The 22,181-nt window shown below is 59.2% G+C and carries 22 protein-coding genes; 15 read left to right on the plus strand and 7 right to left on the minus strand.

Going from position 1 to position 22,181, the window contains the following annotated elements; genetic code table 11:
* Positions 1-59: 59 nt before the first annotated feature.
* Positions 60-863, plus strand: a complete 804-nt coding sequence (locus tag PSH88_RS08305; protein WP_305425761.1) for an IclR family transcriptional regulator — start codon at positions 60-62, stop codon at positions 861-863.
* On the opposite strand, the gene PSH88_RS08310 is transcribed toward PSH88_RS08305, so the two are convergent.
* The gene (locus PSH88_RS08310; RefSeq protein ID WP_305425763.1) at positions 860-1,912 is read right to left on the minus strand and encodes an NAD(P)-dependent alcohol dehydrogenase; all 1,053 of its coding nucleotides are present in this window, start codon (positions 1,910-1,912) and stop codon (positions 860-862) included. The two genes, PSH88_RS08305 and PSH88_RS08310, sit on opposite strands and share 4 nt — an antisense overlap.
* Before the next feature lie 189 nt (positions 1,913-2,101).
* Between PSH88_RS08310 and PSH88_RS08315 the strand changes: the two genes are divergently transcribed.
* On the plus strand, positions 2,102-2,992 hold the full coding sequence (locus PSH88_RS08315) for an AraC family transcriptional regulator (protein ID WP_305483509.1): 891 nt from the start codon (positions 2,102-2,104) through the stop codon (positions 2,990-2,992).
* An 83-nt stretch (positions 2,993-3,075) separates the two neighbouring features.
* Here the strand turns inward: PSH88_RS08315 and PSH88_RS08320 are convergent, their stop codons facing one another.
* Entirely contained in the window at positions 3,076-4,740 is a 1,665-nt protein-coding gene (locus PSH88_RS08320) for an electron transfer flavoprotein-ubiquinone oxidoreductase (RefSeq protein ID WP_305425764.1), read from the minus strand.
* Positions 4,741-5,288: 548 nt separating this feature from the next.
* Between PSH88_RS08320 and PSH88_RS08325 the strand changes: the two genes are divergently transcribed.
* The 10 genes from PSH88_RS08325 to PSH88_RS08370 all read left to right on the plus strand — a co-directional run bounded on the left by PSH88_RS08325 (position 5,289) and on the right by PSH88_RS08370 (position 14,800).
* Complete coding sequence (locus PSH88_RS08325) at positions 5,289-6,038, plus strand: electron transfer flavoprotein subunit beta/FixA family protein (protein ID WP_003226982.1); 750 nt, start codon at positions 5,289-5,291, stop codon at positions 6,036-6,038.
* A 2-nt stretch (positions 6,039-6,040) separates the two neighbouring features.
* Entirely contained in the window at positions 6,041-6,970 is a 930-nt protein-coding gene (locus PSH88_RS08330; RefSeq protein WP_305425765.1) for an electron transfer flavoprotein subunit alpha/FixB family protein, read from the plus strand.
* 82 nt (positions 6,971-7,052) lie between these two features.
* A complete protein-coding gene (locus tag PSH88_RS08335; protein WP_305425766.1) occupies positions 7,053-7,901 on the plus strand; it encodes a substrate-binding periplasmic protein in 849 nt (282 codons plus the stop codon).
* A gap of 9 nt (positions 7,902-7,910) precedes the next feature.
* Entirely contained in the window at positions 7,911-8,267 is a 357-nt protein-coding gene (locus tag PSH88_RS08340; RefSeq protein WP_008073146.1) for a DUF4398 domain-containing protein, read from the plus strand.
* Positions 8,264-9,076: an OmpA family protein gene (locus PSH88_RS08345; RefSeq protein ID WP_305425767.1), complete on the plus strand. Its 813-nt coding sequence runs from the start codon at positions 8,264-8,266 to the stop codon at positions 9,074-9,076. The genes PSH88_RS08340 and PSH88_RS08345 overlap by 4 nt, the downstream gene beginning before the upstream one ends.
* A gap of 211 nt (positions 9,077-9,287) precedes the next feature.
* Entirely contained in the window at positions 9,288-10,727 is a 1,440-nt protein-coding gene (locus PSH88_RS08350) for an aminotransferase-like domain-containing protein (protein WP_305425768.1), read from the plus strand.
* 87 nt (positions 10,728-10,814) lie between these two features.
* Positions 10,815-11,282 carry a translation initiation factor 2 gene (locus PSH88_RS08355; protein ID WP_305425769.1) on the plus strand — a complete coding sequence of 156 codons (468 nt, stop codon included), beginning with the start codon at positions 10,815-10,817 and terminating at the stop codon, positions 11,280-11,282.
* 158 nt (positions 11,283-11,440) lie between these two features.
* Positions 11,441-11,695: a YkgJ family cysteine cluster protein gene (locus PSH88_RS08360; RefSeq protein ID WP_305425771.1), complete on the plus strand. Its 255-nt coding sequence runs from the start codon at positions 11,441-11,443 to the stop codon at positions 11,693-11,695.
* 41 nt (positions 11,696-11,736) lie between these two features.
* Complete coding sequence (locus PSH88_RS08365; RefSeq protein WP_305425772.1) at positions 11,737-12,339, plus strand: START domain-containing protein; 603 nt, start codon at positions 11,737-11,739, stop codon at positions 12,337-12,339.
* A gap of 367 nt (positions 12,340-12,706) precedes the next feature.
* On the plus strand, positions 12,707-14,800 hold the full coding sequence (locus PSH88_RS08370) for an LTA synthase family protein (protein WP_305425774.1): 2,094 nt from the start codon (positions 12,707-12,709) through the stop codon (positions 14,798-14,800).
* 59 nt (positions 14,801-14,859) lie between these two features.
* Here PSH88_RS08370 and PSH88_RS08375 read toward each other — a convergent pair whose 3' ends face one another.
* Positions 14,860-15,012, minus strand: coding sequence for a DUF3309 family protein (locus tag PSH88_RS08375; RefSeq protein WP_008012020.1), 153 nt, complete (start codon positions 15,010-15,012; stop codon positions 14,860-14,862).
* A gap of 293 nt (positions 15,013-15,305) precedes the next feature.
* Between PSH88_RS08375 and PSH88_RS08380 the strand changes: the two genes are divergently transcribed.
* From PSH88_RS08380 to csrA, 3 genes are all read left to right on the plus strand, one after another.
* The gene (locus PSH88_RS08380) at positions 15,306-16,121 is read left to right on the plus strand and encodes an SDR family oxidoreductase (RefSeq protein ID WP_305425775.1); all 816 of its coding nucleotides are present in this window, start codon (positions 15,306-15,308) and stop codon (positions 16,119-16,121) included.
* Between the two features lie 64 nt (positions 16,122-16,185).
* Entirely contained in the window at positions 16,186-16,518 is a 333-nt protein-coding gene (locus PSH88_RS08385) for a YnfA family protein (protein ID WP_305425776.1), read from the plus strand.
* Positions 16,519-16,671: 153 nt separating this feature from the next.
* The gene (gene csrA / locus PSH88_RS08390; RefSeq protein WP_064616631.1) at positions 16,672-16,857 is read left to right on the plus strand and encodes a carbon storage regulator CsrA; all 186 of its coding nucleotides are present in this window, start codon (positions 16,672-16,674) and stop codon (positions 16,855-16,857) included.
* 5 nt (positions 16,858-16,862) lie between these two features.
* On the opposite strand, the gene PSH88_RS08395 is transcribed toward csrA, so the two are convergent.
* From PSH88_RS08395 to PSH88_RS08410, 4 genes are all read right to left on the minus strand, one after another.
* Entirely contained in the window at positions 16,863-17,090 is a 228-nt protein-coding gene (locus PSH88_RS08395) for a YheU family protein (RefSeq protein WP_003199186.1), read from the minus strand.
* 184 nt (positions 17,091-17,274) lie between these two features.
* Complete coding sequence (locus tag PSH88_RS08400) at positions 17,275-18,465, minus strand: osmoprotectant NAGGN system M42 family peptidase (protein WP_305425778.1); 1,191 nt, start codon at positions 18,463-18,465, stop codon at positions 17,275-17,277.
* A 153-nt stretch (positions 18,466-18,618) separates the two neighbouring features.
* Positions 18,619-20,367, minus strand: coding sequence for an N-acetylglutaminylglutamine synthetase (ngg, locus tag PSH88_RS08405; protein ID WP_305425780.1), 1,749 nt, complete (start codon positions 20,365-20,367; stop codon positions 18,619-18,621).
* 3 nt (positions 20,368-20,370) lie between these two features.
* The gene (locus PSH88_RS08410) at positions 20,371-22,143 is read right to left on the minus strand and encodes an N-acetylglutaminylglutamine amidotransferase (protein ID WP_305425781.1); all 1,773 of its coding nucleotides are present in this window, start codon (positions 22,141-22,143) and stop codon (positions 20,371-20,373) included.
* Positions 22,144-22,181 lie beyond the last annotated feature (38 nt).

Here is a 22,181-nt window from a genome sequence, read left to right on the forward strand (position 1 = left end):
CGCGGCCATCGGGCGACCATAATGCCGCCCGTTCACTCGCTCAACGGTAAAGGCTGGATATGCAGGAAGACGCCCCAAAAATCACCAAGGACGCCGCGCCGACTGGCACCCAGACACTGCTTCGTGGTTTGGGTGTGGTTCAGGCCGTGGCCAGTGGCGCCCGCGATCTCAAGGAAATCGCCCGGCTGATCGGCACCACACGCAGCACCACTCATCGTCTGGCCAGTTGCCTGGTGGACGAGCGTTATTTGCGGGTGGTGCCGCAAGTCGGTTATCTGCTGGGGCCGAAACTGATCGAACTGGGTTTCCAGGCACGTGAAGAGCTGCCGCTGGTGACGCTGGCCGGGCCGTATCTGGATGAGTTGTCGGCGTTGACCGGCGACACCATTCACCTGGCGATTCGTGAAGGCGACGAGGTGCTGTACCTGCTCAAGAATCCGGGGCGCAATGGCCCGGAAATGCGTTCGCGGGTCGGCCATCGCATGCCGTTGGCGCGTACCGGGATTGGTAAGGCGCTGATGCTTGATGACTCGCAGGAAGAATGGCAACGGCTGTATGAAATCAGCTTGCCGGTGGGTGGGAAAAATCAGTTCTGGCCGCAGCACCCGGAGCAATCCTGGGAGCAGTTTCAGCAGCGCATGATCGAGTACGTGGCCGGCGGTTACGCGTTCGATCTGGAAGACAACGAACCGTCGATCCGCTGCGTGGCGGCACCGATTCGCGATGCCAGCAAGCGCATTGTCGCCGGCATCAGCATCGCCAGCACCGTGCCGTACATGCCGCTGGAAAAAATGGCCGAGCTGATTCCCCTGATCAAAGGGGTCACAGCCCGACTGTCGGCGGAGTTGGGCCTGAAGGTTTAGAGTTTCAGCGTCGCCATGTCGATCACGAAGCGGTATTTCACGTCCCCGGCAATCATGCGGGTGTAAGCCTCGTTGATCTGGCGGATGTCGAGCATTTCGATGTCGCAGGTGATGCCGTGCTCGGCGCAGAAATCCAGCACTTCCTGGGTTTCTGCGATGCCGCCGATCAGCGAGCCGGCCAGCACGCGACGACCCAATACCAGTTTGGCAGCGTGAACCGGTGGATCGATCGGTTCAATCAAGCCCACCAGAATGTGTACGCCGTCGAAACGCAGGGTATCGAGGTAGGGATTGAGGTCGTGCTGCACCGGAATGGTGTCCAGCAGGAAGTCGAAATGTCCTGCGGCGGCTTTCATCTGTTCTGCGTCGGTAGACACGATCACATGGTCCGCGCCTTGACGACGACCTTCTTCAGCTTTACTCGCCGAGCGGGTGAACAAGGTCACCTCTGCGCCCATCGCCTTGGCGAACTTGATGCCCATGTGGCCGAGGCCACCCATGCCGAGAATCCCGACCTTGTCGCCAGCCTTGACGCCGTAGTGTTTGAGCGGCGAGTAGGTGGTGATGCCGGCGCACAGAATCGGCGCGGCGCTGGCCGGGTCGAGTTTCTCCGGGATACGCACGACAAAGTGTTCGCTGACCACGATGCTGTCGGAGTAACCGCCCATGGTGTTGCTGCCATCGACCCGGTCCGGGGTGGCATACGTCATGGTCGGACCTTCAAGGCAGTATTGCTCCAGATCCGCCTTGCAGGCTTCGCAGTGGCGGCACGAGTCGACCATGCAGCCGACGCCGACCAGATCGCCGACTTTGTGTTGGGTAACATTCGCACCGACCGCGGTGACTTTTCCGACAATCTCATGGCCGGGCATCAGCGGGTAAACCGCAATGCCCCACTCGTTGCGGGCCTGATGGATGTCGGAATGGCAGACGCCGCAGTAGAGAATGTCGATCGCAACGTCGTCGGCCCGTGGGCTTCGGCGTTCGAATTTCATCGGGGCGAGGGGAGTAGTGGCTGACTGAGCGGCGTATCCGATGGCGGTGTACATGGTGAACCTCGCAAAAGCAGTGACAGGTGAGGCGAGCAATTCTGGGCGCCGCACGGGTTACCGGCCATGGCGATTCCTCCGGGTGTCATGCCTAATCCTCCGGCATGCAGCGTTGATTGGTCGCATTGGCGTTCAGACCTGCGATGATGCTTTCATCCCTCTTTCGCGACTTTTTTTGAAGAGCTCTTCATGTTGTTGACCCGTCATCTCGATGCCAATGCCACGCTGGTTTCGCTGATCCAGCCGCTAACCATTCGCGATGGTTTCGCTACGACTGCGTTGCCGGGCGTGCAGGTTATGCGAGCCAGTTGTGATGTGGCCCGTGGCCCGCAAATCTACGAGCCAAGCCTGGTGATCATCGCTCAAGGCAGCAAGTTGGCGTACCTGGGCCCGCGTACTCTGGAGTACGGTGCCGGGCATTACCTGATTCAGGCGTTGCCGGTGCCGTTCGAATGCGAGACGTTTTCGGCTCCGGATGGCCCGATGCTGGGCGTTTCCATCGCCATTGACCGGGTGTTGCTCAGTGAGTTGGTGCTGGCCATGGGGCTGGCGCCGGGGCGCACTGTTCCTGCACAGACGCCCGAGTCCATGACCTCGGCGGTGCTCGACGATGCCATGCGCGGCTGCGTGGAGCGGTTGTTGCGCTGCCTGCACGATCCGCTGGAATGCCAGATCATGGGCCCGGCGCGCTTGCGTGAATTGTTGTTCGTGGCGTTGCGCGGGCCGCAAGCCGATGTGTTGCGAGCGTTGGTGGAACAACAGGGTCAGTTCGCGCGGATCGCGGCGTCGCTGAGTCATCTGCATGCGCATTACACCGAGCCGCTGAACGTCGAGACCCTGGCCAGTTGCGCGAACATGAGTGCGTCGACGTTTCATGAGCATTTCAAACGCAGCACCTTGTTGTCGCCGGTGCAGTATTTGAAGCGTTTGCGCTTGCTCAGGGCCCAGCAGTTGCTGCTGGGCGAAGGCTTGGGCGTGGCCCAGGTGGCGCATCGGGTGGGGTATCAGAGCACGTCGCAGTTCAGTCGTGAGTACAAGCGTTACTTTGAGCGTAATCCGGGGGATGAGCGCGCTGCCTGATCCACAGGTTCTTGTGGTGACGCTTGAATTGCGGGCAACAAAAAGGCCCCCGTTCAGGGAGCCTTGTTGTTCAGACGGTCGACTTACATGTTCGGGTAAGTCGGGCCGCCGGAGCCTTCCGGCGCCACCCAGGTGATGTTTTGTGCAGGGTCCTTGATGTCGCAGGTCTTGCAGTGAACGCAGTTCTGGGCGTTGATCTGGAAGCGTTTTTCGCCGTCTTCCTTGGTCACCACTTCGTACACGCCGGCCGGGCAGTAACGCTGGGCAGGTTCATCGTACATCGGCAGGTTCTTGGCGATCGGGATGCTCGGATCGGTCAGCTTCAAGTGGCAAGGCTGTTCTTCTTCGTGGTTGGTCCCCGAGATGAACACCGAGCTGAGTTTGTCGAAGCTGATCTTGCCGTCCGGTTTCGGGTAGTCGATCTTCTTGCAGTCGGCCGCCAGTTTCAGGCAAGCGTAATCAGGCTTGGTGTCGTGCAGGGTGAACGGCAGTTTGCCGCCGAAGATGTTCTGGTCGATCCAGTTGAAGCCAGCGCCGAGGATCGGGCCGAACTTGTGCATCGCCGGGCCGAAGTTACGGCTGGCGAACAGTTCGTCATAGAGCCAGCTCTTCTTGAAGGCATCGACGTAAGTGGTCAGCTCCTGTGTGCCGTCCAGATCGGCGAACAGCGCATCGGCCACGGCGTCAGCGGCGAGCATGCCGGACTTCATCGCCGTGTGGCTGCCTTTGATCTTGGCGAAGTTCAGGGTGCCGAGGTCGCAACCGATCAGCGCGCCACCCTTGAAGACCATTTTCGGCAGCGAGTTCAGGCCACCTTTGGAGATAGCACGCGCGCCGTAGCTGATGCGCTTGCCGCCTTCCAGGTATTGCTTGAGCACCGGGTGATGCTTGAGGCGCTGGAACTCATCGAACGGCGACAGGAAGGTGTTGCTGTAGGAAAGATCGACGATCAGACCGACCACCACCTGGTTGTTTTCCAGGTGATAGAGGAACGAGCCCCCGGTGTTCTCGGTGCCCATGATGTCCAGCGGCCAGCCGGCGGTATGGACTACCAGGCCAGGTTGGTGCTTGGCCGGGTCGATTTCCCAGATTTCTTTCAGACCGATGCCGTAATGCTGGGCGTCGGCTTCGCTGTCGAGGTTGAAACGCTTGATCAGCTGCTTGCCAATATGGCCACGGCAACCTTCGGCGAACAGCGTGTACTTGGCACGCAGTTCCATGCCCGGTGTGTACAGGCCTTCTTTCGGATTGCCTTCGCGGTCAACGCCCAGATCGCCGGTGATGATCCCGCGAACCACGCCGTTCTCGTCGAACAGCGCTTCCTGGGCGGCGAAGCCCGGGTAGATTTCCACGCCCAGGTTTTCGGCCTGCTGGGCCAGCCAGCGGCACAGATTGCCCAGGGAGATGATGTAGTTGCCTTCGTTGTGCATGGTCTTGGGCACAAAGAAGTCTGGAATCTTCTGCGCGCTGTCGGCGTTTTTCAGAACGAAGATGTCATCACGTGTGACTGGCGTATTCAGCGGCGCGCCGAGTTCTTTCCAGTCCGGGAACAATTCGTTCAGGGCGCGTGGTTCGAACACGGCACCGGACAGGATGTGAGCGCCGACTTCGGAGCCTTTTTCGACCACGCAGACGCTGATTTCCTTACCGGCTTCGGCGGCCTTCTGCTTCAAACGGCAGGCGGCGGACAGGCCAGCGGGGCCGGCACCGACGATGACCACGTCGAATTCCATGTATTCGCGTTCCACAGGCTATCTCCTACTCAAGGCTCAACAGTTTTTTTTTCTAATTGGAGGTTGGGTGTCGCATTCATGAATTCCCCATAGTGCGGCACAGAGGACAATCGATGAACCACCTTTCTCTTTGGGTGGCGCATTATATCTACACCACTCTTAGCGTCCAATACAAACGTTTGTTTGAATCGGCTCAAAGCCAGATAAATCAAAGTCACGCGGCTTATGACTGGCCATTTTGCCGTATTGACCGGAATAGGTGTTCCGGTCAAGATACGGGCGGTTTTGCGCTCGCCGTAGGCTGACTGTTGGTTTCAAGAGCACCTCTAAAGACAAGGCGATGGCAGGGCAAGGTGATGCGCCACGCAGGTTTGGCGTGCAGTTTACACGTCGCGATAATGAATGACTCGTTGGTCACCACTGACGAACGGTCATAAACGTCGTGAGCGATGGTCACTTGACACGAATGCCGGCGTTTTTAGAGGTGCCCTTGTGCCCCATATGCATCAACCGCCAGGTTCGCCTAGGCGACTTTCTTTTCACCGGAGAGTAACGAGGAATCCATGAAGGTTCTTGTAGCTGTCAAACGCGTTGTGGATTACAACGTCAAGGTTCGTGTCAAGGCGGACAATTCCGGCGTCGACCTCGCTAACGTCAAGATGTCGATGAACCCGTTCTGCGAAATCGCAGTGGAAGAAGCCGTACGTCTGAAAGAGAAAGGCGTTGCGACTGAAATCGTCGTCGTCTCCATCGGCCCGTCCACCGCTCAAGAGCAACTGCGCACTGCGCTGGCTCTGGGTGCCGACCGCGCCATCCTCGTCGAATCCGCTGAAGATCTGACTTCCCTTGCTGTTGCCAAGTTGTTGAAAGCTGTTGTCGACAAGGAACAGCCTCAGCTGGTGATCCTCGGCAAACAAGCCATCGACAGCGACAACAACCAGACTGGCCAGATGCTCGCTGCATTGAGCGGCTACGGTCAGGGCACCTTCGCTTCGAAAGTCGAAGTGTCCGGCGACAGCGTTGCCGTGACCCGCGAAATCGACGGCGGCGCGCAGACAGTTTCCCTGAAACTGCCAGCCATCGTCACCACTGACCTGCGTTTGAACGAGCCGCGCTATGCGTCCCTGCCAAACATCATGAAAGCCAAGAAGAAGCCTCTCGAAGTGCTGACTCCGGACGCTTTGGGCGTTTCCACCGCCTCCACCAACAAGACCCTGAAAGTCGAAGCGCCGGCTGCACGCAGCGCGGGTATCAAGGTCAAGTCGGTGGCTGAACTGGTCGAGAAACTGAAAAACGAAGCGAAGGTAATCTAATCATGACTATCTTGGTAATCGCTGAACACGACAACAAAGTGCTGGCTCCGGCCACGCTGAACACTGTGGCTGCTGCCGCCAAGATCGGTGGCGACATCCACGTTCTGGTTGCAGGCCAAGGCGCTGGCGCCGTGGCTGAAGCCGCTGCGAAAATCGCTGGTGTGGCCAAAGTACTGGTGGCCGACAACGCCGCCTACGCTCATCAACTGCCGGAAAACGTTGCTCCGCTGGTTGCAGAGTTGGGCAAGGGCTACAGCCACATCCTGGCTGCCGCTACTTCGAACGGCAAAAACATCCTGCCGCGCGTGGCCGCGACCCTGGACGTTGACCAGATCTCCGAGATCATCTCGGTCGAAAGCGCTGATACCTTCAAGCGCCCGATCTACGCCGGTAACGCCATTGCTACCGTACAGTCCAACGCTGCGGTCAAAGTGATCACCGTGCGTGCCACCGGTTTTGACCCGGTTGCCGCTGAAGGTGGTTCGGCTGCCGTTGAAGCCGTTGCGGCTGCTCACGATGCTGGCACTTCGAGCTTCGTCGGTGAAGAACTGGCCAAGTCCGATCGTCCGGAACTGACCGCTGCCAAAATCGTCGTTTCCGGCGGTCGCGGCATGCAGAACGGCGACAACTTCAAACACCTGTACGCCCTGGCCGACAAGCTGGGCGCTGCCGTCGGTGCTTCCCGCGCCGCGGTCGACGCAGGTTTCGTACCCAACGACATGCAGGTCGGTCAGACCGGCAAGATCGTTGCTCCACAGCTGTACATCGCCGTCGGTATTTCCGGCGCGATCCAGCACCTGGCCGGCATGAAAGACTCCAAAGTGATCGTTGCGATCAACAAGGACGAAGAAGCGCCGATCTTCCAGGTGGCCGATTACGGCCTTGTGGCGGACTTGTTCGAAGCCATCCCCGAGTTCGAGAAGCTGGTCTAATCTGGCGGCTTGACTTATAAAGAGCCCGACCTTTTGGTCGGGCTTTTTTTTTGTTCCGGATTTGGGTGGGGAGAGTGTTGCCATGAGTCTGCGCCGCTGGTTTGGCTGCTCTTTTTTGTCGGGTTTGTGGTTAAGCCTGACGCTGTTGCCGGGGCTGTCCATAGCCGCAGGCAAATGCGAGCGCCTAGTGGTGACCGGCAGCCCCGACGCGCCGCCGTACCTGTGGCAGGACCCGCGAAACCCCAAGTACCTGATAGGCGCCAGCGCCGACCTGTTGCAGCAAGTGGCGGGGGAGTTGGGCATCAAGGTCGAGCTGCTTTACGCCGGCAAACGCTCCCAGGCCCTGGATGAAGTGCGCAGTGGGCGCATGGACATGCTGGCCGATGCGCCATTGACGGTCAGTGAGCTGGAAAATCTGGATTACATCCATCCACCGCTGCTGGAAAACGATTATCTGGTCTGGACCCGCAACGACTCGCTGCTGGTCTACAACGAAGCGCAGGACCTTCACGGCCATCCCGGCGCCTTGTCGGAAAAGGCTCGAGTGACCCCCTCGTTCGGCACTTTCGCCGAGCAGCAATTGACCTTGGTGCGCACGCCAAATCTGACCCAGGCCTTTCAGAAATTGCTGCTGAACGAGGTGGAGTTTGTCCTCGCCGGACGCTACTCGGGCATGGCCCTGGTGCAAACGCTGGGGATGGCCGATGACTTGATGGCCCACCCACAACCCATCGACAAACCCGGCCTGTATCTCGCGGTTTCCCATAACTCCGCCTGCAACGATCCTTGGTTGCGCGGACAGCTGGCCAAAAAGATGACAGAATTGCCCGCGTCCGGACTGACGGAAGCTGCGCTGCTGCGCAATATCGAGCGTTGGAAAACACAACTCTCACAACCGCAGCCACAACCTGTCAGTACCCCAAAACAGTAGGGATTCTTAGTGAGTATTCGACCTCTTTTCGCTGCCCTGGCCGTTCTGGCTCTGGCGGGTTGTGCAGCCGATCCGGCGCCGAATGAACAAATCCGCCTGACCGAACAGGCCCTCGAACAAGCCAAGGCCGTGGGTGCCACCGCCGACGAAGTGCCGGAGCTGAAACTGGCTGAAGACAAGTTCAAGCGTGCCAAGGGCAACATGGCCGATCAGTCCTTCAAGAATGCGCGCATGCGGGCCGAGCAGGCCGAGCTGGACGCGCGTTTGGCCGAAGCACGGGTTCTGACCCTCAAGAGCGAGGAGCAGTTGAACGTGCTCAATACCCGCATCACTCGCCTGCGCAAGCAACTGGGAGATGCCCAATGAGCCTGAAAACCAAAGCACTCGGCGGTTTGATCCTGGCCGGCTGCGCAAGCCTTTATGGCTGCGCTGGTCAACACAGCGAAACCGCAATCCAGCAGGCCGGCACCGACTTTCAGAAGGTCAAGGAAGACTCCAACGTGCTGCGCATTGCGCCCAAGGACGTAATCCGTGCCGGCGAGTCGCTGGCCCGCGCCGATCGTCTGTCCAGCTACTGGGGCAGCGGTTCGGACGTTGTGCATTACGCCTACCTGAGCCGGCGCTACAGCGAAATCGCCCGGGAGCACACCAATCAAGTGCTCAACGAGGAACGCGCGGCGAAGCTCGAACTCGAGCGTCAGCGCCTGCAATTGGCCCTGCGTGAGTCCAAGTTGCTCAGCGTGCAGCAACAGGGCAAGTGGCTCGAAGAGCAGATCGTGGCGTTGGCGACTACCCAAACCGACCGTGGTCTGGTGATGACCCTGGGCGATGTGCTGTTCGATACGGGTGAAGCAGAGCTGAAAAGCTCGGCAAACCGCGTGGTGCTGAAGATCGTCCAGTTCTTGCAGCTCAACCCCAAGCGCGTGGTGCGGATCGAGGGCTATACCGACAGCACTGGCGGTAAGCAGGAAAACCTCAAGCTGTCCCGCGACCGTGCACAATCAGTGGCTGACGTGCTGATGGACCTGGGCATCGAAGACAAACGCATCCAGGTCGAAGGTTACGGCGATGAATATCCGGTGGACGTGAACGCTTCCGAGCGCGGTCGTGCACAGAACCGTCGGGTGGAAATTGTGTTCTCCGACGAAAAAGGCCAGCTCGGCGCCGCCCGCTAAGGGCTGCGTTACTGGAAAACCCGGCCTGTCAGCAGTGCCGGGTTTTTTTGTGCCTGCCAATCAGCGCAACACTCTCCATAAAAACAGTACAGTTTTTGCTGACACTGCACTGTACGGTCGTCTATTGTGGCAACTGTCCCAGTACACTTCTAAACTGTTCCGGTATTGTTTCACACAAGAATAAAATGCCCGTGAAATCGAGTGCTGCGTCATGACCAATCTCTTGCTCTATCAACGAATTGCTCAGCAACTGGCCGAAGACATCCGCCGCGGTGTCTATCAACCGGGGGAGCGCGTGCCTTCGGTGCGCAAGATGAGCTCGCAGCTCAACGTCAGCCATGCAACGGTGTTGCAGGCCTACGCCAACCTTGAGGATCAGGGGCTGATCCGTGCCCGCCCCCAGTCCGGTTACTACGTGCACCAGACACCAGCGCTCACGGCGCCAACCCCGGACATTGCCCGGGTTGAGCGACCTGGCCTCGTCACCCGCAGCAGCATCATTCAGCAAGTCCTGGTCGAATCCCGCCGCGAAGGCGTCTTCCCGTTGGGCGCCGCCGTACCCAGTGTTGACTATTTACCGGTGCGGGCGCTGCATCAGCAACTGGCCAAAGTCACCCGTTTCCATAGCCCTCGGGCATTCAGCTACATGTTCAGCCCCGGTTTCGAGCCGTTGCGTCGGCAAGTGGCGATCCGCATGCGCGATGCCGGCGTGGTGGTCGATCCGTCGGAAGTGGTGATCACTCACGGCTGCGTCGATGCATTGCAGATGTCTCTACGCGTGTTGACCCGGCCGGGTGATCTGATCGCGGCCGAATCGCCGACCTATTACGGTTTGCTGCAACTGGCCGACCTGCTGGGGCTGAAAGTCATCGAAATCCCTAGCGATCCGGCCACCGGCATGAGCCTCGAAGCCCTGCAACTGGCGGCCAACCAGTGGTCGATCAAGGCGCTGGTGCTGACCACGCGCCTGAGCAATCCCTTGGGCGGCACCATGCCCGAAGAGCGGCAGAAACAATTGCTGCGCCTGGCCTCGGATTTCGATATTCAGGTCGTCGAAGACGATATTTATGGCGAGCTGATGTTCGAGCAGGGTCGCACCAAATCACTTAAGGCCTATGACCGGCTTGATCGGGTGATCTATTGCTCCAGTTTCTCCAAAACCCTGTCGCCTGGTGTGCGCATCGGCTGGATGATTGCCGGCAAGTATCAGCAGGAAATCCAGCGCTTGCAGACTTTCAGTACCCATTCAGCCTGCAGCGTCACGCAAATGGGCATCGCGGCCTATCTGGAGAACGGCGGTTACGACCGGCATTTGCGCTACATCCGTCAGGAGTACCGCAAGAACCTCAGCGCTTTCCAGTTGGCGGTGCAGCAGTACTTTCCGGAAGGCACGCAGATGACCCGGCCCACTGGCGGCTTCATTCTGTGGGTCAGCCTGCCGGGGCGGGTCAACACGCAGGAGCTGCATGTGCGTGCGTTGCAGCAGGGCATCAGCATTGCGCCGGGGCTGATTTTCAGTAATACCGAGCAGTTCAATCACTGCATTCGCCTGAACTGTGGCATCCCCTGGAACCGCGAGGCCGAGCGTGCATTGATGACGTTGGGGTTGCTGGCGACGCAACTTTGTCAGGAGACGACGAGCGGTTTTTGACTTGCCAGGCGGTTCTGCATTGGCCGCTTGTCTTGTCCTCTCCAACAGGCGAGCATATAGCCTTCTGCCGTTCACGCCGTTGGGTCCATGAAGCCGATTTTTCCTGCCGCCTGGTTGTTGATCTGCCTGTTAATGACCTGTCACCCGGAAGGCGTCATGGCGGCTTCTGTGCAGGAAAAACCGACAGCCAGCACACCCGCGAAAAAAGCGGCGCCGGTCAAAAAGACCGCACCGGCCAAAAAGAAGGTTGCAGCGGTCAAAAAACGCTCCCCCATTGCTTCCAAGTCGAAACCGGCGAGTGAAGTCGTGAAAACCAAACTCCCTTCGGCAAATCTCGACTTGAGCTTGCCCAAGGACATGGTCGAAGAACTGAAGCCGGTCGGCACGGTACAGTTGCCCCGACACGATGCGCTGTTGCCGCAAATGTTCGGTGACAAGAGCAGCCCGTTTCAGCTCAACGGTCGCCTGCTCAGCAACGAAATGCAGCTGCAACTGCGCAATGAAGAGCGTCGGGAAGTTGAAGGCGCTGCGCTGGAATTCGAGTTCAAGCAGTAAATCCCTCCCATTCGTGACCCGCGGACCAGACGCTTTGTCGGAGACTGGTCAGTCACGTTCGTTTGAGCGAAAAAACCCGGGCTCAGGTAATTTTAAACAGTCGTTTTAGCCGTTACTCTGTGCCACGTCCCTTTACCCGTCGCGAGGAGCTTGTCGTCATGAAATGCCGTGAAGGCTGTGGCGCCTGTTGCATTGCCCCTTCCATCAGTTCGCCGATTCCCGGCATGCCCAATGGCAAAGCCGCTGGAGAACGTTGCGTACAGCTGTCCGCCGATAACCTGTGCAGTATTTTCGGCGAGCCGGAACGTCCTGCGGTGTGTTCGGCATTTGAAGCCGATGTCGAGGTCTGCGGAAGCAGCAGCGACGAAGCGATCAAGTTGCTGGGCTGGTGGGAGCAAATGACGGCCGCGTGATGTGTTCAACGAACGGAACTTCAACAATAAGGAATAAGACTATGGGTTCGCTGCATCGTATGGCTGTGTTGTGTGGTTTGACGGTTTTGCTGGCCTCCACGGCCCAGGCCGAAGAATGGAAAACCGCCAAGGAAGAAGAGGGCATCAAGGTGTCCTTGAGCGAAGTGGCCGGTTCCCAATACAAGGCTTACCGTGGCGTGACCGTCATGAAGACCACCATGGCCAAACTGCGTGCATTGCAGGAAGACGTGCCGGGTGCCTGTGCATGGATTCACGAGTGCAAGACTCAGAAGTTGCTCAAGCACGAAGGCAGCCAGAGCTGGACCTACACTCAGTTCAATACCCCTTGGCCGGTCACTCCTCGCGACTCCGTGTTGCATGTCACCACCATTGAAAGCGCCGATGGCAGCCTGACCCGAGAATTGGAAGGACAGCCGAAGTACCTTGCGGAAGAAAAAGGTTTTGTACGGGTCGCCCAGGTCAAAGGTTTCTGGAAGCTCGTGCCTAAAGGCGATCAAGTCGAAGTGACTTATCAGGCCCATACCGAACCCGGCGGCAGCGTGCCTTCGTGGTTGGCCAACAAGTTTGTGGTCGATGCACCGTTCAATACCCTCAAAGCCCTGAAAGAACGGGCCGAGAAGTAACCGCTTACTCTTTGATATGGCCTGTTCGGCAACGCCCCGATTTGATCGGGGGCGTTTGCGTTTTTTACCAAGGGCGGGGGCTTTATTTTGTTTCTGGATATGCGTTGAACGAAATTTTCACAAAGCCTCCAAGACAATTCATTCGCGCACCAACCTGTCCGCCTCCGCAACTTTGCGCCACGTCTCTTGTGCCAGAGCGCTACAGGCGACAGTCGGGCCTGCGGGTCAGTAATCAATGGTAATGCCGCGGGTGATCGTGCAACATTTGCGCACCGCGCAAGCCCGCTCCCACAGGTTAACTGACCGGCATCAGGCAAGGCGCCGCTGTATTTTTGAAACTTCAACTTCCAATGGGTCCTAAAACGACATGGCAAACTCGGACGCCCTGAGTCAGCAGCGAGCTTCTAGTCGCCTGCTGCAACCGACCGTCAAATCGCATCTGGCCTACACACTGTTGTGTGCCCTGGTCATGATGGTCATGTTCAGCCTGCTGCGCGTGGCGCTGCTGGTCTATAACAGCTCGATGATCCTCGACACACCGGCTTCGACATTTCTGGAAGCGTTCGCCAACGGCCTGCGTTTCGACTTGCGTCTGGTGGTTTACCTCTGCATTCCGCTGCTGCTGGCATTGTTCAGCGCCCGGGCCATGGCCGCCCGCGGGTTCTTCCGGTTGTGGTTGACCGTTGCCTCGAGCATCGCGCTGTTCCTCGGCCTGATGGAGATGGACTTTTACCGCGAGTTTCACCAGCGCCTCAACGGTCTGGTCTTCCAATACGTGAAAGAAGACCCGAAAACCGTGATGAGCATGCTCTGGTACGGTTTTCCGGTGGTTCGCTACCTGTTGGCCTGGGCCGTGGGCACGTTGATCCTGACCCTCGCGTTCAAGGGCGCCGACCGCGCCACGCGTCCTCGCGGGCCGTTCAGCGGTGGCAGCATTGGTACGCGGCAGGTCGCTCCGTGGTATGCACGTGGCATGGTATTCGTAGTCTGCCTGCTGGTCTGCGTGGTCGCGGCTCGTGGCACTCTGCGTCAGGGCCCGCCAATGCGTTGGGGTGACGTTTACACCACCGACTCGAACTTCGCCAACCAGTTGGGCCTCAACGGCACGCTGTCGTTGATCGCGGCGGCCAAGAGCCGGATGTCCGAACATCGTGACAATGTCTGGAAGGCAACACTGCCACAGCCCCTGGCCCAGCAGACCGTGCGCGATATGTTACTGACCTCGAGCGACAAGCTGGTCGATCCCGAGACCGCCGCGGTGCGTCGCAATTTCAGCCCCGACACCAACAAGACACTGCCGATCAAGAACGTCGTGGTGATCCTGATGGAAAGCTTCGCCGGTCACTCGGTGGGTGCTCTGGGTCGTCCGGGTGAAATCACCCCGTACTTCGACAAACTGTCGAAAGAAGGCCTGTTGTTCGACCGATTCTTCTCCAACGGCACCCATACCCACCAGGGCATGTTCGCCACCATGGCCTGCTTCCCGAACTTGCCGGGTTTCGAGTACCTGATGCAGACGCCTGAAGGCAGCCACAAACTGTCCGGCCTGCCGCAGTTGCTCAGCGCCCGTGACTACGATGACGTGTACGTCTACAACGGCGACTTCGCCTGGGACAATCAGTCCGGCTTCTTCAGCAACCAGGGCATGACCAACTTCATCGGGCGTAATGACTTCGTCAACCCGGTGTTCTCCGATCCGACCTGGGGCGTGTCCGACCAGGACATGTTCAACCGTGGTCTGGAAGAATTGAAGGCCCGCGATGGCAAGGACAAAAAGCCGTTCTATGCCTTGCTGCAAACGCTGTCCAACCACACGCCGTACGCTTTGCCCACGCCATTGCCGGTGAAGCCTGTGACCGATCGTGGCAACCTTAACGAACACTTGACCGCCATGCGCTACTCCGACTGGGCGCTGGGTCAATTCTTCGAACAGGCCCGCAAAGAGCCGTACTTCAAGGAAACCCTGTTCGTGGTGGTCGGCGACCACGGTTTTGGCAATGAACAGCAAATTACTGAAATGGACCTGGGCCGCTTCAACGTACCGATGCTGATGATCGGGCCGGGCGTCCAGGAAAAATTCGGCCAGGTCGACCACACCGTCGGCACCCAGATTGACATCGTGCCGACCATCATGGGCCGTATCGGTGGTGACGTGGTTCAACAATGCTGGGGTCGCGATTTGCTGAACCTGCCGGAAGGCGACAAGGGTTTTGGCGTGATCAAGCCGTCGGGCAGCGATCAGACGGTTGCATTGCTTACCGGGGATCGTGTGCTGGTACTGCCCAAAGAGATGCCGCCGAAGTTGTATCAATACGAACTGGGCGCTAACCCGAAAGGTGAAGTGATCCCGGCATCGGCGGACGAAGCGGCGCTCAAGCAAAAGCTCGAGTCGTTCATTCAGACGGCCACCAAAAGCCTGATCGATAACACCGCCGGTGTAGTTGACGGCAAGCCGGACTAAGTTTTCGCGCAATAGAAAAGAGGCCCTTCGCAGGGCCTCTTTTTTTGCCGGCAAAACCTTTATATCTTGCCAAGTAGCAGCAGGATCAACAGCACCACCAACACCACGCCGATGATACCGGACGGGCCGTAACCCCAACTTCTGGAGTGCGGGAAGACCGGCAAGCCACCTATCAACAACAGGATAAGAATAACGATAAGAATTGTGCCCATGTCTGTTTCCTTGTTGGAAGCGTTGTGGATTGACCTAGGGTTTTAGCTATCAGCTGGGCTTGTATTAATCCTAGCTGCTTACAAAATCCGACTCATGGGTATGAAGAAAAATTCCAGGTTTTTTTAATGTATTTGGAAAGCACGTTTATTTCTTTTACTGCGTCTCAAAGTTGAAACAACCGAACCGCGCCATGATTCATCGTTGGCCATTCAGCAATCTGATGGAGCGTGGGTCGTGCATTATCCTTCGCTACACTCGGTGCATCTTCCCCGGAACAACAAGGCTGTTTGCTATGCAAAATCGCATGATGATCACTGGCGCGGGCTCAGGCCTGGGTCGCGAAATCGCGCTGCGCTGGGCGCGTGAAGGCTGGCAGCTGGCCTTGTCGGATGTCAGTGAGCCTGGCCTGCAAGAAACCCTCAAGCTGGTTCGCGAAGCCGGCGGTGACGGTTTCATCCAGCGTTGCGATGTGCGCGACTACAGCCAGCTGACGGCGTTCGCCCAAGCCTGTGAAGAGAAGCTCGGCGGCATCGATGTCATCGTCAACAACGCCGGTGTGGCCTCGGGCGGGTTCTTCAGCGAACTGTCGCTGGAAGACTGGGACTGGCAGATCGCGATCAACCTGATGGGCGTGGTCAAGGGCTGCAAGGCCTTCCTGCCGCTGCTGGAGAAAAGTAAAGGCAAGATCATCAACATCGCCTCGATGGCGGCACTGATGCAAGGTCCGGCCATGAGTAACTACAACGTGGCCAAGGCGGGTGTGGTGGCTTTGTCCGAAAGCCTGTTGATCGAACTGGCCCATGAGGAAGTCAGCGTGCATGTAGTCTGCCCGTCATTCTTTCAGACCAACTTGCTGGACTCCTTCCGCGGCCCGACCCCGGCCATGAAGGCCCAGGTCGGTAAGTTGCTGGAAAGTTCGCCGATCAGCGCTGCTGACATTGCCGATTACATCTATCAGCAGGTCGCCGCCGGCGAGTTCTTGATTCTGCCTCACGAGCAGGGCCGCATGGCGTGGGCGATCAAACAAAAAGATCCGCAAGTGCTCTACAACGAAATGACCGTGATGGCCGACAAAATGCGCGCCAAGGCCAAACAAAACGCAGGCTGAACTTGCCCGTGCGCAACACCATCGTTAGGGTGGCCGCAACCGGCCATCCTCACGAGACGTCTGCATGCTCAATTACCTGTGGTTTTTCCTCGCCGCGCTGTTCGAAATCGCCGGCTGCTTCGCCTTCTGGATGTGGCTGCGCCAGGGTAGAAGCGCTTGGTGGGTCATTCCGGCGTTGCTCAGCCTGATTTTGTTCGCTGTGTTGCTGACCCGGGTCGAAGCGAGCTACGCCGGCCGCGCCTATGCCGCCTACGGTGGCATCTACATCATTGCGTCGATCGGCTGGCTGGCGGTGGTCGAGCGGATTCGTCCACTGGGCTCGGACTGGATTGGCGTGGCGCTGTGTGTGATCGGGGCGAGTGTCATTCTGTTTGGCCCACGCTTTTCCGTTTCCTGAAGGATCGGTCCTTCATTCAGCCGGTTTGTCGGAAGCGTCCGTCAGGGCGATGCATCCTGCGCCGTAGGGCGAGACTGTTTTGCTGCTGTTGCATTGAACACCCGCTACGCGACGGGCATCTTCAAGGGCCGGTAACCCTGAAGGATGAATGCCATGCTTGTACTCAGTCGCGTTGTGGGCGAGTTGATATCCATTGGTGACAACATTTCCGTGCGGGTTCTCGCCGTCAACGGAAGCAGCGTGCGCTTCGGCGTTGAAGCGCCGCAGCAGGTCAACGTACATCGCGCCGAAGTCTATGAGCGCATCCAGATCAAACAGGCCAAAGCCAAAGCTCGTTAAGGGTCTCAGTCAAACAGATGCTTGGGCACGTCGTGCTTGAGCATCAACTGGCATTGTTCGCTTTCCGGATCGAAGACGATCAACGCCTGGCCCTTGGTCAATGCCTGGCGAACACGCAAGACACGGGTTTCCAGCGGTGTGTCATCGCCGTTGTCCGTGCCGTCGCGGGTCACGAAATCCTCGATCAGGCGGGTCAGGGTATCGACTTCAAGTTGGTCGTGGGGGATCAGCATAAGGCACCTCGGCTAAACAATGGCGCGATGCTACGGCGAATGAACGGGGGCGGCTAGCCTTGACCTGATGTGTTGGCTGATCTGTCCTCATCGCGGGCAAGCCCGCTCCCACAGTTGACCGCATTTCCCTGTGGGAGCGGGCTTGCCCGCGATGGCAATCTTTCATGCGAAGAAAATGCCTGGGTCAGCTATCTGTGCGCTGCCCAATCAAACTATCCACCGACGGCACCCGCGTATCGCTTTCCATCTGCGTCTCGTGTTCGATCTGATGACTGAACCGGTCCAGCGATCCCGTGGCCGGTTGTGCATCGCTGGCGAATACCGGCGGGCTGAGGATGTAGGCACCAAGCAGGCGGCTGAGGGCGGCGAGGCTGTCGATGTGCGTACGTTCATAGCCATGAGTGGCGTCGCAACCGAAGGCCAGCAGGGCGGTGCGAATGTCGTGGCCAGCCGTGACGGCCGAATGCGCATCGCTGAAGTAGTAGCGGAACAAGTCGCGGCGCGCCGGCAGCTCGTTGTCGCTGGCCAGGCGCAGCAGGTGACGCGACAGGTGATAGTCATAAGGCCCGCCGGAATCTTGCATTGCCACACTCACCGCGTGTTCGCTGGAGTGCTGGCCGGGCGCGACTGGCGCGATGTCGATGCCGACGAATTCGCTGACATCCCAAGGCAGGGCGGCGGCTGCACCGCTGCCGGTTTCTTCGGTGATGGTGAACAGCGGATGGCAGTCGATCATCAGTTCTTCACCGCTGTCGACAATCGCTTTCAGCGCCGCCAGCAGTGCGGCAACGCCGGCCTTGTCATCGAGGTGACGGGCGCTGATGTGGCCGCTTTCGGTGAACTCCGGCAACGGGTCGAAGGCGACGAAATCGCCGACGCTGACTCCCAGCGAATCGCAATCGGCGCGGGTGGCGCAGTAGGCGTCCAGGCGCAATTCGATGTGATCCCAGCTGATCGGCATTTCATCCACGGCGGTGTTGAACGCGTGCCCGGAAGCCATCAACGGCAACACGCTGCCGCGAATCACGCCATTGTCGGTGAACAGACTGACGCGGCTGCCTTCGGCAAAACGGCTGGACCAGCAACCGACCGGCGCCAAGGTCAGACGGCCGTTGTCCTTGATCGCGCGAACCGCCGCGCCAATGGTGTCCAGGTGGGCGGATACCGCGCGGTCCGGGCTGTTCTTCTTGCCCTTGAGGGTGGCGCGGATGGTGCCGCGACGAGTCATTTCAAAGGGAATGCCCAACTCTTCGAGGCGTTCGGCGACGTAACGCACGATGGTGTCGGTGAACCCGGTGGGGCTGGGAATGGCGAGCATTTCCAGCAGGACTTTTTGCAGGTAACTGAGGTCCGGTTCGGGAATTTTGCTGGTCATGGAAACTCCTGATGAAGTGAGAGCTGATCGTTCCCACGCTCTGCGTGGGAATGCAGCCGGGGACGCTCTGCGTCCCAAGCGGACGCGGAGCGTCCGAGGAGTCATTCCCACGCAGAGCGTGGGAACGATCATGAGGGGCCGGGCACTACATCCCTAAGAGGCCGCCGGCTGACTATGCGGAAACAACAAATCCACAAACCGCTCGGCCGTCGGCTGCGGTTCATGGTTGGCCAGCCCGGCGCGTTCATTGGCTTCGATAAACACATACTCCGGCTGGTCGGCGGCCGGCACCATCAGGTCGAGCCCGACCATCGGAATATCCAGCGCCCGCGCCGCGCGCACCGCCGCATCCACCAAGGTCGGATGCAGAATCGCCGTGACGTCTTCAAGAATACCGCCGGTATGAAGATTCGCCGTGCGCCGCACGAACAGATGCTCACCGGCCGGCAGAATGCTGCTGTAGTCGTAACCCGCAGCCTGCAAGGTGCGCTGGGTCTCATGGTCCCGCGGGATTTTGCTTTCCCCGCTGGTCGCCGCCTGACGGCGACGGCTCTGGGCCTCGATCAGCGCACCGATGGAATGCTGACCATCGCCCACCACTTCCGCCGGCCGGCGAATGGCGGCGGCGACCACTTCAAAACCGATCACCAGAATCCGCAAGTCGAGGCCTTCATGGAAGCTTTCCAGCAGTACTCGACTGTCGAAGGTGCGGGCGTTTTCGATGGCTTGCTGGACCTCTTCGATGGTGCGTAAATCCACCGCCACCCCTTGGCCCTGTTCACCGTCCAGCGGTTTGACCACCACCCGTTCGTGCTCGTCGAGAAACGCCAGATTGTCGTCCGCGCTCCCCGCCAGTTGTTGGACGGGCATTCTAAGGCCGGCGTTTTTCAGCACCTTGTGGGTCAGGCTTTTGTCCTGGCACAACGTCATGCTGATGGCGCTCGTCAAGTCGCTCAGGGATTCGCGGCAACGTACCCGCCGACTGCCGTGAATCAAGGTAAACAGGCCGGCTTGCGCGTCATCCACTTGCACATCAATGCCGCGCCGATGAGCCTCCTCGACGATGATTCGCGCATACGGATTGAACTCGGCTTCCGGGCCGGGGCCGAGAAACAATGGCTGGTTGATGCCGTTTTTGCGCTTGATGGCGAAGGTCGACAAGTTGCGAAAACCGAGCTTGGCGTAAAGACTTTTCGCCTGACGGTTGTTGTGCAGCACCGATAGGTCCAGATAACTCAGGCCACGGCTCATGAAGTGTTCGATCAAGTGCCGCACCAGCACTTCACCGACGCCTGGGCGGGAACATTGCGGATCGACCGCCAGGCACCACAGGCTGCTGCCGTTTTCCGGGTCGTTGAAGGCCTTGTGATGATTCAGGCCCATGACGCTGCCGATGATCGCGCCGCTGTCCTCGTCTTCGGCCAGCCAGTAAACCGGGCCGCCCTGGTGATGAGGTGTCAGCAGACTCGCATCAATCGGCAACATGCCGCGCGCCTGATACAGCTGATTGACGGCCTGCCAGTCCGCTTCGCTTTGCGCTCGACGGATGCGAAAACCGCGAAACACCCGGGTGGACTGGCGGTAATCGCTGAACCACAGGCGCAAGGTGTCGGACGGGTCGAGAAACAGTTGCGCCGGCTCCAGCCCCAGCACTTGCTGGGGCGCGGCAACGTACAAGGCGATGTCCCGCTCACCGGGCTGCTCATTGAGCAACTCTTGGGCAAGGCTCGTTGCATCGGGAAAGGTATGGCCGATCAGCAGCCGGCCCCAACCGCAATGCACCGCGATTGGCGCGGCGCTCAATTCACTGCCGTCTTCGGCCAGGCGCGCCTGCAAGCGTTCGTAGGAGGGCGCCTGACCGCGCAACAAGCGTTGGCTGTAAGCCGTGGCGTGAGGTTTCATCGATCAGATTCCTTGTTCACTGAGCCACAGGTTCAGCGCTGCCAATTGCCACAGCTTGGAGCCGCGCAACGGGGTCAGTTGACCTTGCGGATCGGTCAGCAGGCGGTCGAGCATGGCGGGGTTGAACAGGCCACGATCCTGACTCGGATCGAGCAACAGTTCACGCACCCAGTTCAGCGTATCGCCCTGCAAATGCTTGAGGCCGGGGACCGGGAAGTAGCCTTTTTTGCGGTCGATCACTTCACTCGGAATGACCAGCCGCGCCGCTTCTTTCAAGACTTGCTTGCCGCCATCCGGCAGTTTGAACTTGCCGGGCACCCGCGCCGACAATTCCACCAGGCGATAGTCGAGAAACGGCGTACGCGCTTCCAGACCCCAAGCCATGGTCATGTTGTCGACTCGTTTGACCGGGTCGTCCACCAGCATCACGGTGCTGTCCAGACGCAAGGCTTTGTCCACGGCTGCGTCGGCACCCGGCTGAGCGAAATGCTCTTTCACGAAGTCGCCGGCCGCGTCGTTGGCCGTCAGCCATTTCGGCTGCACCGTGGCCGCGTAGTCGGCGTAGCTGCGGTCGAAAAACGCATCGCGATACGCCGCGTACGGATCGCTCGCACCGTCCACCTGCGGATACCAGTGATACCCGGCGAACAACTCGTCCGCGCCCTGACCGCTTTGCACCACCTTGCAATGCTTGGCCACTTCGCGCGATAGCAGATAGAACGCGATACAGTCATGGCTGACCATCGGCTCGCTCATGGCGCGGAATGCCGCGGGCAGTTGCTCGATGATCTCTTTTTCGTCGATGCGCAGTTGGTGATGTTGTGTGCCGTAGTGCTTGGCGATCAGGTCCGAATACTGGAACTCGTCACCGCGCTCGCCGCCGGCATCCTGGAAACCGATGGAGAAGGTCGACAGGTTTTCAACGCCGACTTCACGCAACAGACCGACCAGCATGCTCGAATCGACACCGCCGGAAAGCAGCACGCCAACATCCACCGCCGCCCGTTGACGGATCGCCACCGCATCACGGGTGCTGTCGAGCACGCGATCGCGCCAGTCTTCGAGGGTCAGGTTCAACTCGTCGGCGTGTGGGCCGTAGGGCAGGGTCCACCAGGTTCTCTGCTCGGTGGTGCCGTCCGCTTCGATGCGCATCCAGCTCGCCGGGGGCAGTTTTTCGATGCCCGCCAGCAAGGTGCGCGGGGCCGGGACCACCGCGTGGAAATTCAGGTAATAATTGAGCGCGACTGGATCCAGAATCGGGTTGATGTCGCCGCCCTTGAGCAATGCCGGCAGGGCCGAGGCAAAGCGCAGACGTTGACCGGTGCGCGACAGGTACAACGGCTTCACGCCGAGACGGTCGCGGGCAATGAACAGTCGCTTGGCGTCGCGCTCCCAAATGGCGAAGGCGAACATGCCGTTGAGTTTGGGCAACAGGGCTTCGCCCCAGGCGTGATAGCCCTTGAGCAGCACTTCGGTGTCGCCGCCGGAATAGAAGGCGTAACCAAGGCTTTCCAGCTCGGTGCGCAGTTCCGGGAAGTTGTAGATCGCGCCGTTGAAGGCCAGGGACAAGCCCAGCTGGTTGTCGATCATCGGCTGCGCCGAGCCGTCCGACAGGTCCATGATTTTCAGGCGCCGATGGCCCAGGGCAATCGGCCCCTGGCTGTGGAAACCCCACGCATCAGGGCCGCGAGGGGCCAGGTGATGGGTGATTCGTTCTATGGCTGCGAGGTCCGCAGGTTGATGGTCGAAACGTAATTCTCCAGCTAATCCGCACATAAGTCCTTACCGGTTTTTCCGTTGGGGAGGGTCAATCG

The organism is Pseudomonas wuhanensis (assembly GCF_030687395.1).
In the GTDB taxonomy this organism is placed as follows: domain Bacteria; phylum Pseudomonadota; class Gammaproteobacteria; order Pseudomonadales; family Pseudomonadaceae; genus Aquipseudomonas; species Aquipseudomonas wuhanensis.

Excerpts from the sequence above, each read along its gene's own strand:
- PSH88_RS08305 (WP_305425761.1), top strand. The coding sequence starts at position 60 with ATGCAGGAAGACGCCCCAAAAATCACCAAGGACGCCGCGCCGACTGGC.
- PSH88_RS08310 (WP_305425763.1), bottom strand. The coding sequence starts at position 1,912 with ATGTACACCGCCATCGGATACGCCGCTCAGTCAGCCACTACTCCCCTC.
- PSH88_RS08315 (WP_305483509.1), top strand. The coding sequence starts at position 2,102 with ATGTTGTTGACCCGTCATCTCGATGCCAATGCCACGCTGGTTTCGCTG.
- PSH88_RS08325 (WP_003226982.1), top strand. The coding sequence starts at position 5,289 with ATGAAGGTTCTTGTAGCTGTCAAACGCGTTGTGGATTACAACGTCAAG.
- PSH88_RS08330 (WP_305425765.1), top strand. The coding sequence starts at position 6,041 with ATGACTATCTTGGTAATCGCTGAACACGACAACAAAGTGCTGGCTCCG.
- PSH88_RS08335 (WP_305425766.1), top strand. The coding sequence starts at position 7,053 with ATGAGTCTGCGCCGCTGGTTTGGCTGCTCTTTTTTGTCGGGTTTGTGG.
- PSH88_RS08345 (WP_305425767.1), top strand. The coding sequence starts at position 8,264 with ATGAGCCTGAAAACCAAAGCACTCGGCGGTTTGATCCTGGCCGGCTGC.
- PSH88_RS08350 (WP_305425768.1), top strand. The coding sequence starts at position 9,288 with ATGACCAATCTCTTGCTCTATCAACGAATTGCTCAGCAACTGGCCGAA.
- PSH88_RS08355 (WP_305425769.1), top strand. The coding sequence starts at position 10,815 with ATGAAGCCGATTTTTCCTGCCGCCTGGTTGTTGATCTGCCTGTTAATG.
- PSH88_RS08360 (WP_305425771.1), top strand. The coding sequence starts at position 11,441 with ATGAAATGCCGTGAAGGCTGTGGCGCCTGTTGCATTGCCCCTTCCATC.
- PSH88_RS08365 (WP_305425772.1), top strand. The coding sequence starts at position 11,737 with ATGGGTTCGCTGCATCGTATGGCTGTGTTGTGTGGTTTGACGGTTTTG.
- PSH88_RS08370 (WP_305425774.1), top strand. The coding sequence starts at position 12,707 with ATGGCAAACTCGGACGCCCTGAGTCAGCAGCGAGCTTCTAGTCGCCTG.
- PSH88_RS08375 (WP_008012020.1), bottom strand. The coding sequence starts at position 15,012 with ATGGGCACAATTCTTATCGTTATTCTTATCCTGTTGTTGATAGGTGGC.
- PSH88_RS08380 (WP_305425775.1), top strand. The coding sequence starts at position 15,306 with ATGCAAAATCGCATGATGATCACTGGCGCGGGCTCAGGCCTGGGTCGC.
- PSH88_RS08385 (WP_305425776.1), top strand. The coding sequence starts at position 16,186 with ATGCTCAATTACCTGTGGTTTTTCCTCGCCGCGCTGTTCGAAATCGCC.
- csrA (WP_064616631.1), top strand. The coding sequence starts at position 16,672 with ATGCTTGTACTCAGTCGCGTTGTGGGCGAGTTGATATCCATTGGTGAC.
- PSH88_RS08395 (WP_003199186.1), bottom strand. The coding sequence starts at position 17,090 with ATGCTGATCCCCCACGACCAACTTGAAGTCGATACCCTGACCCGCCTG.
- PSH88_RS08400 (WP_305425778.1), bottom strand. The coding sequence starts at position 18,465 with ATGACCAGCAAAATTCCCGAACCGGACCTCAGTTACCTGCAAAAAGTC.
- ngg (WP_305425780.1), bottom strand. The coding sequence starts at position 20,367 with ATGAAACCTCACGCCACGGCTTACAGCCAACGCTTGTTGCGCGGTCAG.
- PSH88_RS08410 (WP_305425781.1), bottom strand. The coding sequence starts at position 22,143 with ATGTGCGGATTAGCTGGAGAATTACGTTTCGACCATCAACCTGCGGAC.